The following is a 14,468-nucleotide window of genomic DNA, read 5'->3' on the forward strand; positions in this document are numbered from 1 at the left end:
GCCCTTGTTAGGGCTTTTTTTTTGCTGATTGCTGTGATCGTTTTTTGTTTTTACCACGTATAATTCTTCAATATTGTTAAAGATTATTGCTCGTTGTATTCCCTGTTTGACTCTTTGCCTCATCTGACTCTTGATGGGGCTTTTTTTTGCTCATTGCTTTGATCGTCTTTTGCTTTCAACACGTATAACTAATATCAATCCATTAAGATTAGTTATTGTAAACTATGCCAACTATTAATTTGCCTATTTTCCCATTGCCAATATTTTTGTTACCTCGAGGGGTAACTCGACTGCGTATTTTTGAAGCGCGTTATTTAAAAATGGTCTCACTAGCAATGAAAAACCAAGGCTTTGTTATTTTTTCGCATGACAGAGATGAAAAAGCTGAACCTATGTCAGTCGGCAGCTGGGTCGAAATTATTAACTTTGACCAAGGTGAAGACGGGGTATTATTGATTGACGTACGCTGTAAATGCTTAGTCGATATCAAGGCGATTACCCAAGACACCGATAAACTGCATCACGGCGATGTCACCGCTAAAATCCATTGGCCTGATATCAGTCTAGATAAAACCACCGATAAACTGGCTAAGTCATTAAGTAAAGTGTTTATCGACAATGCTGAGTTAAATGCCTTATATCCAAAGCAACATTTTGATCAAGGCGATTGGGTGGTAGCGCGCTGGTTAGAATTGATACCGGTTAAACTTGCTGAAAAAAGTTTGTTTGTCGACAAAGATTCGTATAGCCAAGCGAAAGAACTGTTACAACGTATTATTTTATCTGAGTAGAAAGCTAAAATAATGTGATCTAGATCTATTTTTGTTGCGTATAGAAGAATATATGTCAAAAAATGGGTAAGAATTATGCTGTCAGTGCATTCAGTGTTGCCAAGTCATAAGGCAAATGCTACATCTAATAACATGACTAATAAAATCAATCATCCAGAACTCTGTCAATGGCTGAAATCAATCGCTATTGATAGAGACAAACAAGCATTTACTCAAGTGTTCAGGTTTTTTGCACCCAAAATACAGCGTATTGCGCAAAGTAAAATCAATAGTGAAGCACTCGCTGCAGAAGTTGTTCAAGACACTATGAGCAATGTCTGGCGCAAGGCGCACTTATTTGATGACAGTAAAGGGGCTGCTACTACTTGGGTTTATACTATCATGCGTAACGTTACCTTTGATCTATTACGTAAAATGAAAGCCAATAAAGAAGACAACCTCAGTGACGACATATGGCCGCTTGCTGAATTGGCAAACACTGAAGAAGAGGTGTTTACTGACCATATTCAAAGTCGAAATTTACAAGGCATAATTGCCACGCTGCCTGAAAACCAACAACAGGTAGTGAAAGGTTTCTATTTTATGGAAATGTCACAAGAGCAGCTTGCTGTTCATCTTGATTTACCACTTGGCACAATAAAATCACGACTTCGGCTTGCACTTGGCAAACTTAAGTTAAAACTAGGAGACCACAATGATTAAACACCACCCTAAATTTGAGTTGTTACAAGGTTTTGTGGATGGTGACTTACCCGCTTCACTTGCTGCCGGTATAGCGATACATACTGACATGTGTGCTTCTTGCCAACAGAAAGTAAGCCAACTAACAGAACAAGTTGCAGAGGCCAGTTTTGAGCAGAGTTTTCATCATAAACTTATGGTTAATGATGAGGAAAACTTAACGGAAATCGCCGAAATGGACTTTGATGATATGATTAATCAGATTACCGCTTCTGATGACGTTGCACCAACAAAAGCCTTCTATGATGAACGTTCAATTGACTTTAAAGGTATGCAGTACACTTTACCCAGTGCCCTGCGCAATATTGAGTTAGGTAAAACTGCACAAATAGGTAAATTATCACGCGCACGGTTAAATTTAGGCGAAGGTGAAATTCATACTAATTTATTGCATATAGGGCCTGGTGGTTCGATACCTGAACACACCCATAAAGGTTTTGAGCTCACACTATTATTAGCCGGTACCTTTGCTGATGCAAAAGGTCAATATGTGGCAGGCGATTTTATTATGCTTGATAAACGCGACCAGCATCAGCCAGCTACTGAAGATGGTTGTCTTTGTTATACCGTGGCTAATGATGCACTGCACTTTACCCAAGGTATAAATAAGTTACTGAACCCTATTGGTGCTTTCATTTACTAATTGAGCTGGCTATGTATAAAGAATTCGAAAAAGCAGATGTTATTATTGGCATTAGTGCATGTTTAATAGGTGAAAAAGTTAGGTTTGATGCCAGTAACAAACCGTCAAATTTTTGCATAAAAGAACTTGGTCAGCATGTTACTTTTAAAGCCTATTGCCCTGAAGTGGCGGTTGGCCTACCCGTACCTAGGCCCACTATACGTTTGATTAAAGATGATCAAATGATAAAAGTGTCGCGTCCAGATGGCTCGGGCGATGTAACGAGCGCCATAAAAGCTTACGGTAAAAAAATAGCCTCCCTGTCTAAAAACCTCAGTGGTTATGTGTTTTGTGCTAAAAGTCCAACTTGCGGCATGGAACGCGTTAAAGTGTATTCACCTACCGGCAATCAGCTACAAGTCCAAGGTGTTGGGGTTTTTTCACGAGAGATCATGAAAGCCAATCCGCTGCTACCTTGCGAAGAAAATGGTCGCTTGAATGATCCCATTATCAGAGAAAACTTTGTTGCACGGGTATTCGCTTATCGCCATTGGTTAGCATTGGTTGAATCTGGCATCACTAAGCATAAATTGACCAGTTTTCATGCCCAATATAAATATACCTTGATGAGTCATGACTTTGTTGCGAGCAAGCAATTAGGGCGTTTGTTAGCCAGTGCTGATATGGCCCTGGAGCAAATGGCTGAGCAATATATCTCTGGCTTAATGGCCGCATTAACGCTAAAAGCAACCCGTAAAAACCATGCTAATACGCTATCGCACATTCAAGGCTATTTTTCTACACACTTGGACAGAATGCAACGCAAAGAGTTATCCGAACAAATTGATGCTTACCGTTCAGGCTTAATGCCATTAGTTGTGCCACTGACCTTGATTAAGCATTATTTATTAGCGCACCCTAATTCTTATTTAGCTCAACAGTCATATTTGAATCCTTATCCTGAGTCGTTAAAACTCAGATACGGTTATTAATACCCGTTTCATTAATTAGGTGGTTTACTTTATACGCAGGAAAAATGGCCAAATATAAGGCATTTATTTAATAACTAGTTGTGCTAATTATTAAATAAATAACGCCGTAGTGGGTTATTTTAACCAGTAAAAATGATCAGATAATGAGTGAGATTGGTATAACATAGTTAATTATTAAGGAACGTCCTTGTTACTTTGGTTTCGCAACGATATAAGAATTCACGATAATCCCGCCTTAGATTATTTTCTTGAACAACATAAGGGTGCTGACCCAGCTCAGGCGATATTTTTTGTCAGTGAAAAACAGTGGTTAGCTCATGATTGGTCAACAATAAAAATTGATTTTATAAAACGTCATGTCAATGCACTCGCCGAGCAGTTGTTAGCTTTAAATGTTAGTTTGCAGGTTGTTCATTGTGATGATTTTTCTGAGCAAGTTTCATTTTTAAAAAATTATTGCCAGCAACATAATGTTAGCGAAGTGGTGGCTAATAAAGAGTTAGAAGTTAATGAAAACCAACGTGATAAGTCTTGTCTTGAGCAAGGTATTCCACTACGCATGTTTGAAAGTGATGTTATCGTTGAAAAAGGTAAAGTGCTAAATAAAAGTGGTGAAATGTATAAGGTGTTTACCCCGTTTAAACGTGCTTGGTTAACTTATGTAAAACAGCATAGTTTTCCTTACCTTGGTAAGCCTAGCCCTAAAGATTCAACCACGCCAAACAGCCAAGCAGCGCTGACATTAAACACGCCTTTACACTGTTCTAATGAATCGGCGGCATGGCCTTTGGCTGAACAAGTTGAACAAGAAGTTATTCCTGACTTTTACCGATATAAAGTGGCAGGTTACGGACAAAAACGTGATTTTCCTGCCATTAAAGCAACCTCGGGCTTATCACCTTATTTAGCGATAGGTGCTATTAGTCCACGCTATTTACTGCTGTTATTTATCCAACGTTTTCCTGATATTTTAGTCGCGTCAGACAGTGAGGAATTTACTTGGCTAAATGAGCTAATATGGCGAGAGTTTTATCGAAATTTAGTTTTTCATCAACAGAGTTTATCAAAACATCAATGCTTTAATCCTAAATACCGCACTATGATTTGGCCTAATGACCCGGAGTTATTCCAGGCATGGTGTCAAGGAAAAACCGGCTACCCTTTGGTTGATGCTGCCATGAGGCAACTTAATCAAACAGGCTGGATGCATAATCGACTGCGTATGGTGGTAGCGAGCTTTTTGACTAAGCATTTACTTATTGATTGGCGCTGGGGAGAAAAATACTTTATGCAGCAGCTTATTGATGGTGATCTTGCATCTAATAACGGTGGTTGGCAATGGGCGGCAAGTACCGGTTGTGATGCACAGCCTTATTTTCGTGTATTTAACCCGATTAGACAAAGCGAAAGGTTTGATCCAAAAGGCACCTTTATTCGTAAATATATGCCAGAGCTGGCGAAATTACCTGATAAAGAGATCCATTTTCCACACCAATACATGGCTAAAGAAAAGTTATCATCTTATTGGCCAGCCATAGTAGATCACAAGCAAGCTAGGTTAGCTGCTCTTGAGTTTTATAGGGTGTGATCGTCATTAGGTATTAATGTTCAGTCTTGAGCAATACAAATGTGTTGTTGAAATTTTAGCCTGATTACTTATGCTGAAATAAAGCTGAGGCATTAATTTAGCCTAAGTAATCCAATAGCTATTATTTTTCGCATAAGGGACTAATGTGACGATAAAATAAAGAGTATTTATGTCAAATAAAAATGTTACGCAAGCGGCTAAATTTAGTGCTCAACCCCAAGATGCAGTGTGGTTAGCTAAATTTATTGATACCTACCAAAAGCTCTCAACTGATAATTTGCAGTTGCTAGCTGACGTTTACCACCAAGACATTGTATTTATTGACCCGATGCACCAACTAACCGGCTTTAAGCAGTTAGAAAAATACTTTAAGCAACTTTATCAAAAGCTGAGTTATTGTGAGTTTACAATCGAAGATGTCATAGCGCACGACTCAGAGGCGGCTATTTACTGGCAAATGAGTTACCAACACCCGCGCTTAAATTCAGGTAACATTGTCACCGTGCAAGGTAGTTCACATCTTAAAGGCGTTGGCGATAAGGTTGTTTATCATCGAGATTACCTGGATTTAGGTGCTATGCTTTACGAGCAATTACCCTTGTTGGGTCGGGTTATTCGCTCGCTTAAAAATAGGGCTGCAAACGCATGAATATAAAACCTACCATTTTGATCACAGGCGCTACTTCTGGCATAGGCGAGTCATTGTTACAGCACTATTTAGCCCATGACTATCAAGTTATTGCTTGTGGCCGTAATCAAGAAAAGCTTAAACAATTAGCCACTGATAATGCCAATGTTGTTCCTATTGCTTTTGATATCACTGATAAAGAGCAGATCCGTGCCGCAGCCAATAAAATTAGCGCTATAGAGCGCATTGATATTTTAATGCTTAATGCGGGAGATTGTCGCTATATTGATAATGCTAAAGCCTTTGATGGTGAATTGTTTGCTAGCGTTATAGCGACAAACCTGCAATCTCTGGGCTATTTGCTCGAGTACTTTTTGCCAAAAGTTAACGCGGGTGGGCAAGTCGTATTTGTCAGTTCTAGTGCAACGTTATTGCCCTTTCCACGGGCAGAGGCTTATGGCGCTTCTAAAGCTGGAATTGATTATTTAGCCAAAAGCTTACGGCTGGATTTAAAAGCAGAAAATATAGCAGTTACCTTAGTTCATCCTGGATTTATTAAAACGCCATTAACCGATAAAAATGACTTTGCTATGCCGTTTTTATTGACCAGTGAGCAAGCGGCCAGTCGTATTTACCAAGGCGTGCGTGCCCGGAAAAGCTACCTGCATTTCCCTAAAAGGTTAACCTTGACCATGAAATTATTCGCACTGCTGCCAGATTTTATTTGGCAAAGTATTGCTTTAAAAAATGAGAAAGCTTTAAGCAATGAAAAAGCCTTAAAGCAAGAGAAAGAGTTAAGGAATGACAAAAAATGAAACGTATCGCCATTATAGGTGCCGGTGTCTCGGGTTTAACCACAGCTTATTTATTATCGAAAAAGCATCAAGTCAGTGTTTTTGAAAAGTCTGCTCATATTGGCGGACATACTGCGACAGTTGATGTTGAGTTGGAAGGTCAGTCTTATGCCATTGATACTGGGTTTATTGTCTTTAATAATAAAACCTACCCGAATTATTTAGCGTTACTGGACGAAATTGGTGTTGGAAAGCAAGAAACAGAAATGAGTTTCTCAGTGCATAACTCAGCGACAGGCATGGAATACAATGGCCATAATCTCGATACCTTGTTTGCTCAACGCCGTAATATATTCAACCCTAAGTTTTGGTGGTTGGTTAAAGAAATTCTCCGATTTAATAAGCTGTGTAAGCAAAGTTACCAAGCGAAAAACTATCAGGACAGCCTAACCTTAGGTGAGTTTTTACAAGCAAATAAATTCAGTGACTATTTCGCTGAGCATTATGTATTACCTATGGGGGCGGCTATTTGGTCTAGCTCTTTGGCGCAGATGCAAGTTTTGCAATTTCATTTTTTTGTTAAGTTTTTTCATAATCATGGTTTATTGAATATCGCTGATCGTCCACAGTGGTATGTAGTGCCCAAAGGTTCAAGAAGTTACTTAGCGCCGCTTTGTAAGCCCTTTGCGGATAATATTCACCTTAATGCCGATATTACCGCGGTGACTCGGGAAAACAACGCAGTGCAGTTACATTTTGCCAATGGTGAAAGTCAAACCTTCGATGAAGTGGTTTTAGCCTGTCATTCAGATCAAGCTTTGGCGTTACTGGCTGATGCTAGTGAGCAAGAGCAAAAAATACTAGCTGCTATACCCTATAGCGCTAACTCAGTGGTGTTACATACCGATATTAATTTATTACCAAAAAGAAAAAAAGCTTGGGCGAGTTGGAACTATCAATTGAGTGCTAACAGAACTAAACCCGCTAGTGTTACTTACAATATGAATATTTTGCAGGGCTTGAACGCCAAACACACGTTTTGCGTCACCTTAAATCAGCGTGAAGATATTGATCCAAGTAAAATTTTACGCGAATTTACTTATCATCATCCGGTGTTCTCAACCAGTTCTATTAATGCACAAGAGCAACGCTCAGCAATATGTGGTAAGCAAAACACTCATTTTGCTGGTGCCTATTGGTATAGCGGCTTTCATGAAGACGGGGTTAGGAGTGCGGTAGATGTTGCGCAGCGATTTGGTTGTCATTTGCAAAAAAAATCATTGAATCAAGATGATGGTTGAGCCTTCAGCGCATAGTCATATTTATTGTGGCCAGATCACTCATCGACGATTTACGCCAAAGTCGCACAGCTTTAGTTACCAGTTATATATGTTGGCGTTAGATGTTGATGAGATGCAAGCTAAGCAAAGTCCAAAAGGTATTTTTGGCTTTTCTTGGTTTAATTTTTTACGCTTTAAAGAAAATGATTACCTTAGAGGTGAACCAGAATGCCTCAAGCAACGTATAAAGTGCAAGGTAGAAGACTTATCTTGTGGTGAAGAATCTGGTGTTGCAGACATAAGTCGCATCACCATGTTAGTTCAGGTTAGGTGTTTAGGGCTATATTTTAGTCCAGCAAACTTTTATTTTTGTTATAACGCTGATGAAGTTTGTACGCAAGTGTTGGTCGAAGTCAGTAATACGCCATGGAATGAACGGCATTATTATTTAGTGCCGCTAGCAAGTGGTGATATTAATGACCCAGATTTAGCGCCACATGTAACGGATAAAAACTTCCAAGTATCGCCTTTTATGGATTTAAATATGTGCTATAAATGGCTGATTAAGCCGCCAATGGCCGATAGCTCAACATTATTAGTTCATATAGAGAATCACCGTAACACTGTTAATGATAATGGCAGTGAGGTAAGCACGGGCGAAAAAATATTTGATGTAACCATGAAATTAACCAAAGCGCCTTTTTCGAGGGCGTCTTTATGGCAACTCTGGTTTAATATGCCCGTGATGACCTTAAAAATAGTGTTGGGCATATATTGGCAAGCCATGAAGCTCTTCTGGAAACGTATACCCTTTATTGGTTATCAACAAGGTAAGCCGAAAAGGTAAACCAAAAAAACTTAAAGCAGGAGTTTAGTGGTGGAACAAGTGTCAGGACTGAAAATTAAAAAGCCAGCAAACTGGTTAGATAAACGCTGTCGTAGTTTAGTGTTGTCGGTTTTTGCAAAACTAAAAGTTGACCAAATTGAATTAGTCGACAATGGTGAGCATTTTCTTTTTCCCGAGGTTGTTCCAAGTAACGCCTTAATGGGTCGAATGAATATACATGACCATAGTGCGTACCGTGATTTTGTTAAAGGTGGCTCTATTGGCGTAGCAGAAGCTTATATTGCTGGAAAATGGAGTAGTCCAAATTTAACCACAGTCGTGCGTATATTTGCTCGTGCCCAGCAAGAAACTGATGCACTTGAAAAGCAAAGACCTTGGCTATCAAAGATTAAACATACCTTGTTCCACCGTCGTAATGGCAACAGTCAGTCAGGTTCAAAAAAGAATATTTTGGCTCATTATGATTTAGGTAACGAACTTTATTCACGTTTTCTTGATCCTGAAATGATGTATTCATCAGCTATTTATCCAGATCTACAAGCGAGTTTGGCGCAAGCACAACTGCATAAAATGTCGACTATTTGTCAACGCTTAGAGCTAACAGCGGATGACCATTTATTAGAAATAGGAACAGGTTGGGGTGGTTTAGCTATTTATGCCGCACAGCAATATGGTTGCAAGGTTACCACGACAACAATTTCTGATGCGCAGCATGCATACGCCAAAGAGCGCATTGAGCAGTTAGGGCTAGCAGACAAAATAACCTTGTTAAAAGAAGATTATCGCGACTTAACCGGTGAATATGACAAGTTAGTTTCAATCGAAATGATAGAAGCGGTTGGTTTTGAATATTTACCCAGCTTTTTTAAGCAGTGTAATGCCAGATTAAAACCAGGTGGTAAATTGTTGATACAGTCAATTACCATTGCCGATCAGCGTTTCGATTATTACAAACAGAATGTTGACTTTATTCAGCACTATATTTTCCCTGGTGGCTTTTTACCTTCTATTACTGTACTTACCGGGCACTTGACTGAATATACCGATTTAGTGACTGAATCGATTAGTGACATAGGCTTAGATTATGCAAAAACCCTAGCCCATTGGCGTGAAGCCTTTTTAAACTCTTGGCCTGAGCTCAAACCTTTTGGCTATGATGAAGAGTTTAAAAAACTTTGGCTTTATTATTTCGCGTACTGTGAAGGTGCCTTTCTTGAGCGCGCCACCAGTACAGTACATTTAGTCGCGAGAAAATAGTCAGCTTAATATTATCCCGATAACTAAGCTTTAGTTTAGTTATCGGGATAAACTCACCTTTTTATTACCTTTGTTTATTTAACCGCTTGCTGAAGTGATTTAAATTAATCATTTGGCTAAACATGTAACCTTGTACCGAATTACATGCATTTTCTACCAGAAAACTCAATTGCTCTTGGATTTTTGGGCCTTCTGCCGTGACACATAAATTTAAGTTGTGCACTATTGAAGTAATCTCACCTATTATCATTATGATTATCATCAGTAGCAATTCCTTTAATAAATGAACGGTCGTACTTAAATAATCTGAAGGCAATTTTTTAAGTACGACAGCGAACTATAGCCAGTAGCAAAGCTATCAACAGAGACACTCATGCCAATCGCTCTCACATGACTCAATAACTTCTCGGCCACTGAATAATCATCAACTAAAACATCTTCTGTTACTGCTAATTCTAATAGGCGGGGGATGATTTTATTTTTATTAATACAGGCGCTTAGGTGAAAAAATAAACTGTCATCAGCTACTGAGAGGCGACATTTTATACCGTTCAGTAAAAATTCTTGTTTAAATAATCAGTAAAAAGCGCATATTTAACATGCATTTAACGTATATTTAACGTGCAATTATTGAGTGACAAAAAATAAAAAAATGCTTATACTTAATTAGCTTTGTGGATACCTAGTATCTAACTTAGCAATTCAGAAATTGAACTGTAGTATCTTAACTACTCGTAGCCATGGTGTGGAAAGTTTTAGGAAATATAACTAGATAGGTTGTCAGTGAATGACCCCCCGCATAATCGGCAGTTAAATCTGCGAAGATCCTCAATTTTGATTATGTAGTACAAAATCTTATTGAACTATATTTTCTGTATTATTAATCCTCTGTCTATGGCTAGACAATTGCGTTATGCAACAACTGTCTAGAGTGGTGGAATGTAAATGAATAACAGGTAGCTCTCAGTGACCGTAAGGTCGACGTACCTTGAGCGGAATGACAACTTAAAATGGAATTTATTTTGGTATGAGTAATAGCTGTTAATAACATAAACTAAAATCATAAGCATTGAAGTAGAGAGATATAATATGAGTAGTAATCTCCGAAATGTAGTAAAGGTTGCGATACAATATTGCATATTGTGTTCGTTAATTATTGTGCTATCAGGTTGCGGAAACGATGATGACACACAGCCCACACCAACACCCGCACCAACACCCGCACCAACACCTGAAGACGCAGTCGATGAGTCTGGCTTGAGAGAAGTGAGAATGGATGGGCTGAGTAAGGATATTGTTCCAGCAATGGAACACGCTTTTGAAGGCGGCGCTACAGAGGGAAAAACAGACGTCACTGTAAATAACGTTCGTGCTGAAGAAGATCAAGCTGACAATAAACGTTTCGATGTACCCTCTAATGGTGCTCCTAGTCCATTATTTGGAGCCCAACCTTTTACTCAACAGTTTGTAAGGTTTGAGGAATTTGGTACCTCATCACTGGCTGAAGCAAACGTTGATCCAGAAACCGCGTTATCTCTACCGGTTCCAGCAGATGCAGCAAGTATGCCTGAATCTGCTGCTTTAGATATGTTTCTAAAACAAGATATTTATCCTGCTCCAACACGTTGGGCAAATACGGTTGAGAGCAATCCATGGCAAGAATTAATAGAGTCATTTCTTGGCCGTAATTTAGATACCCCGCCAATCGAAGGACGCCCTCCTGGCGAAGGCTGGGCGCATCAGCGTTGGGACGAATTTGCTCCCAAAGCCTATTTTAGTACAGCCCAAACGGGTGCCCGTACTAATCAAGGTTTACGTGATAATAAGCAAACACATACTTATAGTGTTGGTGAGTTTTCCCCTGGTGGTTTGTATCACAATACGACCGGAGAAGAAGGTTTTTCAGGCACAACAAAGGGTTTACAAGTAAGACTTCATCCTTACTTCCCCGTTCAAGAACAGGAATCGCTGTGGACCTTTGATGGTACTTTCCCTCCAAAATTACTAAAAGCTCGTTATGGTGAGCCAGTTCTCATGCGTCACCATAATGCTCTCCCCGTTGATGTTTCTGCAAATCGGGGATTCGGTTTACACACACTTACCACTCATGAGCACAATGGTCATAACCCTGCTGAAAGTGATGGCTTCGCTAACGCTTTCTTCTTTCCTGGGCAGTTTTACGATTATAGATGGCCAATAACGCTTGCAGGGCATGACAGCATTAATGTAGATGCCAAAGATCCGCGTGCAGGCTCTCCTGATGGAAAAGGTGGCATCACCAAATTGGCTGGTGATTGGCGTGAAACTATGAGTACTCACTGGTTTCACGATCATATGCTCGACTTTACCGCGCAAAATGTCTATAAAGGCAACGTCGCCATGATGAATTACTACAGTGCGCTTGACCGTGGTAATGAATCAATTGATGACGGTGTAAACCTTCGCCTACCTTCAGGCTCTGCATTAGATTGGGGTAATCGTGACTATGATGTCAATATCCTCTTGGCAGAAAAAGCCTGGGATGAAACGGGGCAACTTTGGTTTAACCCTTTTAATCAAAGAGGCTTCATCGGCGATGTTATGACCGTAAACTGGTTATACAAACCGTATATGGAAGTGCGCGCTCGTCGTTATCGTTTTAGAATACTAAACGGCTCTGTTTCTCGTTACTTTAAACTTGCCTTAGTCAATGAAGCGGGTGTTGCTGCTGAATTCCACATGGTTGCTAATGATGGCAACATTATGGAGCATTCAGTATTAATGGAAAATGGTGAAATGCCGACCCTTGGTGTTGCAGAGCGTTATGATATCGTCGTCGATTTCAGTAAGTTTAAAGCTGGTGACAAACTACACCTCGTTAATATGCTTCAGCATAAAAATGGTGAGGGTACCGACACTATTATACCACTTAGCGACATCACAAGTGGTGACTATGACCCGCGGTTGATCCATGACGATGCCGACGGCATTGCCGATCGTTGGAGTGCTGATCCTGTTGTTGGTCGTTTCTTGGAATTTCGCGTAGTTAAGTATACAGGTCAAGACAAGAGTCTCGATCCTGTTGACTATGTCGAAGGAAAAAAACAAATGATCCCACTTCGCCGTCCTACGGAAGACGAATTAGGCACAGCATTGCACCGTACTTTTGAATTTGAGCGTCAGGCTACCGACGAGAACCCTTGGGTTATTGAAACTGATGGTGGTAAAGGCTACAACATGGATCCAAGGCGTTTATCAGCCGCACCTGAAAAGAATTCAGGTGGCTTGGAAGTATGGCGTTTGCTTAACAGTGGTACCTGGAGTCATCCCATTCATATCCATTTTGAAGAGGGAATTATTCTGCGTCGTGATGGTAAAGAGCCACCACCTTGGGAAAAATATGCTCGTAAAGACGTGTACCGTTTAGGACCACAGCCCGATAGTGGAAATATGGTAGAAATCGCTTTACGTTTCCGAGAGTTTGCCGGTACCTTTATGGAACATTGCCATAATACTCAGCATGAAGATCATGCAATGTTATTGCGCTGGGATATTGAAAATCCAGGACAAACTTTAGTTATGCCATCACCCATTCCATCGTGGGATGGTGTTAGTTATGTAGATACACATGCGCTGCCAACTTTTCGCACCGGCGATACTATCGGCCAATATGGACCCGACCTAGATGATCAGGCGTTGGAGATTTGGCTTAAAGGCATGGAAATTGAAGAAGTTGACTTGTTAAACATGGAAATAGGCGATGCCTTGAATCCTACTGAAGATGAAAGGGCCGTTGGCAAAATACCTTTACGCCGCGGTATTAATATTGATGCTGATGGTGTCAAACGTGATGTATTCTTTGTTTTACATGATATTACTGACAAAGACTTGGCTGAAGAATATGGAATTATCTGGGCGGGTGGCTTAGTTGGAGTACCAGAAGCCGCAACGTCAGAAGCAAGCTATGATGCAGCGACGGATACCTTTACTTTCTTTGGTGATTTACCTAATCCACTTACGCGAATAAATGCTAATTTTGTCGACCAAAATGATGCCAATATTCCAGCCCAAAGTGCTGATAATACCTATTCACCGCTGCGCCGAGTTACAATGGATGGCAAAGATGTGATTGTAAATGCATTTTTTATTAATTGGGGCAATGAAAGTTGGGAGCAGTTAAGAGTCGATGTTAACTGTGATCCAAAAGTTGAAGGTACTTTCCCAGATGATCCACCAAATACATCTTGTATGTATAACGGTGAAACATGGGGTGGTGATACCGGACATGCGGTTGAAATAAATGTTGATGCATTTGAACCTTATGTACGGATGAAACTGCACAAGTCATGGACAGAAGATTCAGATTATATACCTTACTACATTGTAGTTGACTCGTACCCAGCGGGACCTGCCAACAACATGGGCGTGATTTACGTACCTAAGCATGAGTTTATGGCGCAAGCAGGTGTTCCCTTGATACAATGGTTACCACCAACGCCACTTAATGCAAGTTACCCGCCGAGCGATGTTAACGCTGCAACTGCAGGGGTCGATTTATCGATGCAACTCAGTGGTGGTGGCCCATTAGGAGGACAAATTGGTCTGCCTTCCTACTTCATGCCGGAAAAAAATTATAGCCCAATGTGGCATATTGGATTTGCCCATTGGAACAGTAAAGTAGCTAGCCCTGATGAAGTGTTTGTTGTTAAAGGCTTAGATGAGCTTAAAGCACTTAGGGAGGAAGGGAAGGTGATGATCCACGAATGGCCAGGTGCCTCTCCTAAAAAGATTGGTAGCAATGACTATAACTTTGAGAATCTAAACTCGCCTCATATAGTTAATTGTCCTACACCAGTTACTATCGATACGGTACTGCACAAAATTAGGAAATCAACTAAACCTTAACAAGCTAAGATCAATAAATGTACAGCATGGGTTACTGTTAGTAG

At 40.2% G+C, this 14,468-nt stretch carries 12 protein-coding genes; 11 read left to right on the forward strand and 1 reads right to left on the reverse strand.

Going from position 1 to position 14,468, the window contains the following annotated elements; all coding sequences use genetic code 11:
* Positions 1-224: 224 nt before the first annotated feature.
* From H4J65_RS04460 to H4J65_RS04505, 10 genes are all read left to right on the forward strand, one after another.
* Complete coding sequence (locus tag H4J65_RS04460) at positions 225-791, forward strand: LON peptidase substrate-binding domain-containing protein (protein WP_182195968.1); 567 nt, start codon at positions 225-227, stop codon at positions 789-791.
* 75 nt (positions 792-866) lie between these two features.
* Complete coding sequence (locus tag H4J65_RS04465) at positions 867-1,493, forward strand: sigma-70 family RNA polymerase sigma factor (RefSeq protein WP_182186138.1); 627 nt, start codon at positions 867-869, stop codon at positions 1,491-1,493.
* The gene (locus tag H4J65_RS04470) at positions 1,486-2,175 is read left to right on the forward strand and encodes a ChrR family anti-sigma-E factor (protein WP_182195971.1); all 690 of its coding nucleotides are present in this window, start codon (positions 1,486-1,488) and stop codon (positions 2,173-2,175) included. The genes H4J65_RS04465 and H4J65_RS04470 overlap by 8 nt, the downstream gene beginning before the upstream one ends.
* Positions 2,176-2,186: 11 nt before the next feature.
* Positions 2,187-3,146 carry a DUF523 and DUF1722 domain-containing protein gene (locus tag H4J65_RS04475; protein WP_182137360.1) on the forward strand — a complete coding sequence of 320 codons (960 nt, stop codon included), beginning with the start codon at positions 2,187-2,189 and terminating at the stop codon, positions 3,144-3,146.
* A gap of 187 nt (positions 3,147-3,333) precedes the next feature.
* Positions 3,334-4,734 (forward strand): deoxyribodipyrimidine photo-lyase, encoded by a 1,401-nt coding sequence (gene phrB / locus H4J65_RS04480; protein ID WP_182195975.1) that lies wholly within the window; start codon positions 3,334-3,336, stop codon positions 4,732-4,734.
* A 169-nt stretch (positions 4,735-4,903) separates the two neighbouring features.
* Complete coding sequence (locus H4J65_RS04485; protein WP_182195978.1) at positions 4,904-5,383, forward strand: nuclear transport factor 2 family protein; 480 nt, start codon at positions 4,904-4,906, stop codon at positions 5,381-5,383.
* The gene (locus H4J65_RS04490; RefSeq protein WP_182195982.1) at positions 5,380-6,177 is read left to right on the forward strand and encodes an SDR family NAD(P)-dependent oxidoreductase; all 798 of its coding nucleotides are present in this window, start codon (positions 5,380-5,382) and stop codon (positions 6,175-6,177) included. The genes H4J65_RS04485 and H4J65_RS04490 overlap by 4 nt, the downstream gene beginning before the upstream one ends.
* On the forward strand, positions 6,174-7,457 hold the full coding sequence (locus H4J65_RS04495; protein WP_182195985.1) for an NAD(P)/FAD-dependent oxidoreductase: 1,284 nt from the start codon (positions 6,174-6,176) through the stop codon (positions 7,455-7,457). The genes H4J65_RS04490 and H4J65_RS04495 overlap by 4 nt, the downstream gene beginning before the upstream one ends.
* A complete protein-coding gene (locus H4J65_RS04500; RefSeq protein WP_182195989.1) occupies positions 7,447-8,283 on the forward strand; it encodes a DUF1365 domain-containing protein in 837 nt (278 codons plus the stop codon). Before H4J65_RS04495 ends, H4J65_RS04500 begins: the two co-directional genes overlap by 11 nt.
* 30 nt (positions 8,284-8,313) lie before the next feature.
* Positions 8,314-9,540, forward strand: a complete 1,227-nt coding sequence (locus H4J65_RS04505; protein ID WP_310649917.1) for a cyclopropane-fatty-acyl-phospholipid synthase family protein — start codon at positions 8,314-8,316, stop codon at positions 9,538-9,540.
* A gap of 297 nt (positions 9,541-9,837) precedes the next feature.
* On the opposite strand, the gene H4J65_RS18270 is transcribed toward H4J65_RS04505, so the two are convergent.
* Positions 9,838-10,095: an EAL domain-containing protein gene (locus tag H4J65_RS18270; protein ID WP_182196068.1), complete on the reverse strand. Its 258-nt coding sequence runs from the start codon at positions 10,093-10,095 to the stop codon at positions 9,838-9,840.
* 534 nt (positions 10,096-10,629) lie between these two features.
* On the opposite strand from H4J65_RS18270, the gene H4J65_RS04515 reads away from it, so the two are divergent.
* A complete protein-coding gene (locus H4J65_RS04515; RefSeq protein WP_220465088.1) occupies positions 10,630-14,424 on the forward strand; it encodes a multicopper oxidase family protein in 3,795 nt (1,264 codons plus the stop codon).
* Positions 14,425-14,468 lie beyond the last annotated feature (44 nt).

The organism is Colwellia sp. MB02u-9 (assembly GCF_014077085.1).
GTDB lineage: Bacteria > Pseudomonadota > Gammaproteobacteria > Enterobacterales > Alteromonadaceae > Cognaticolwellia.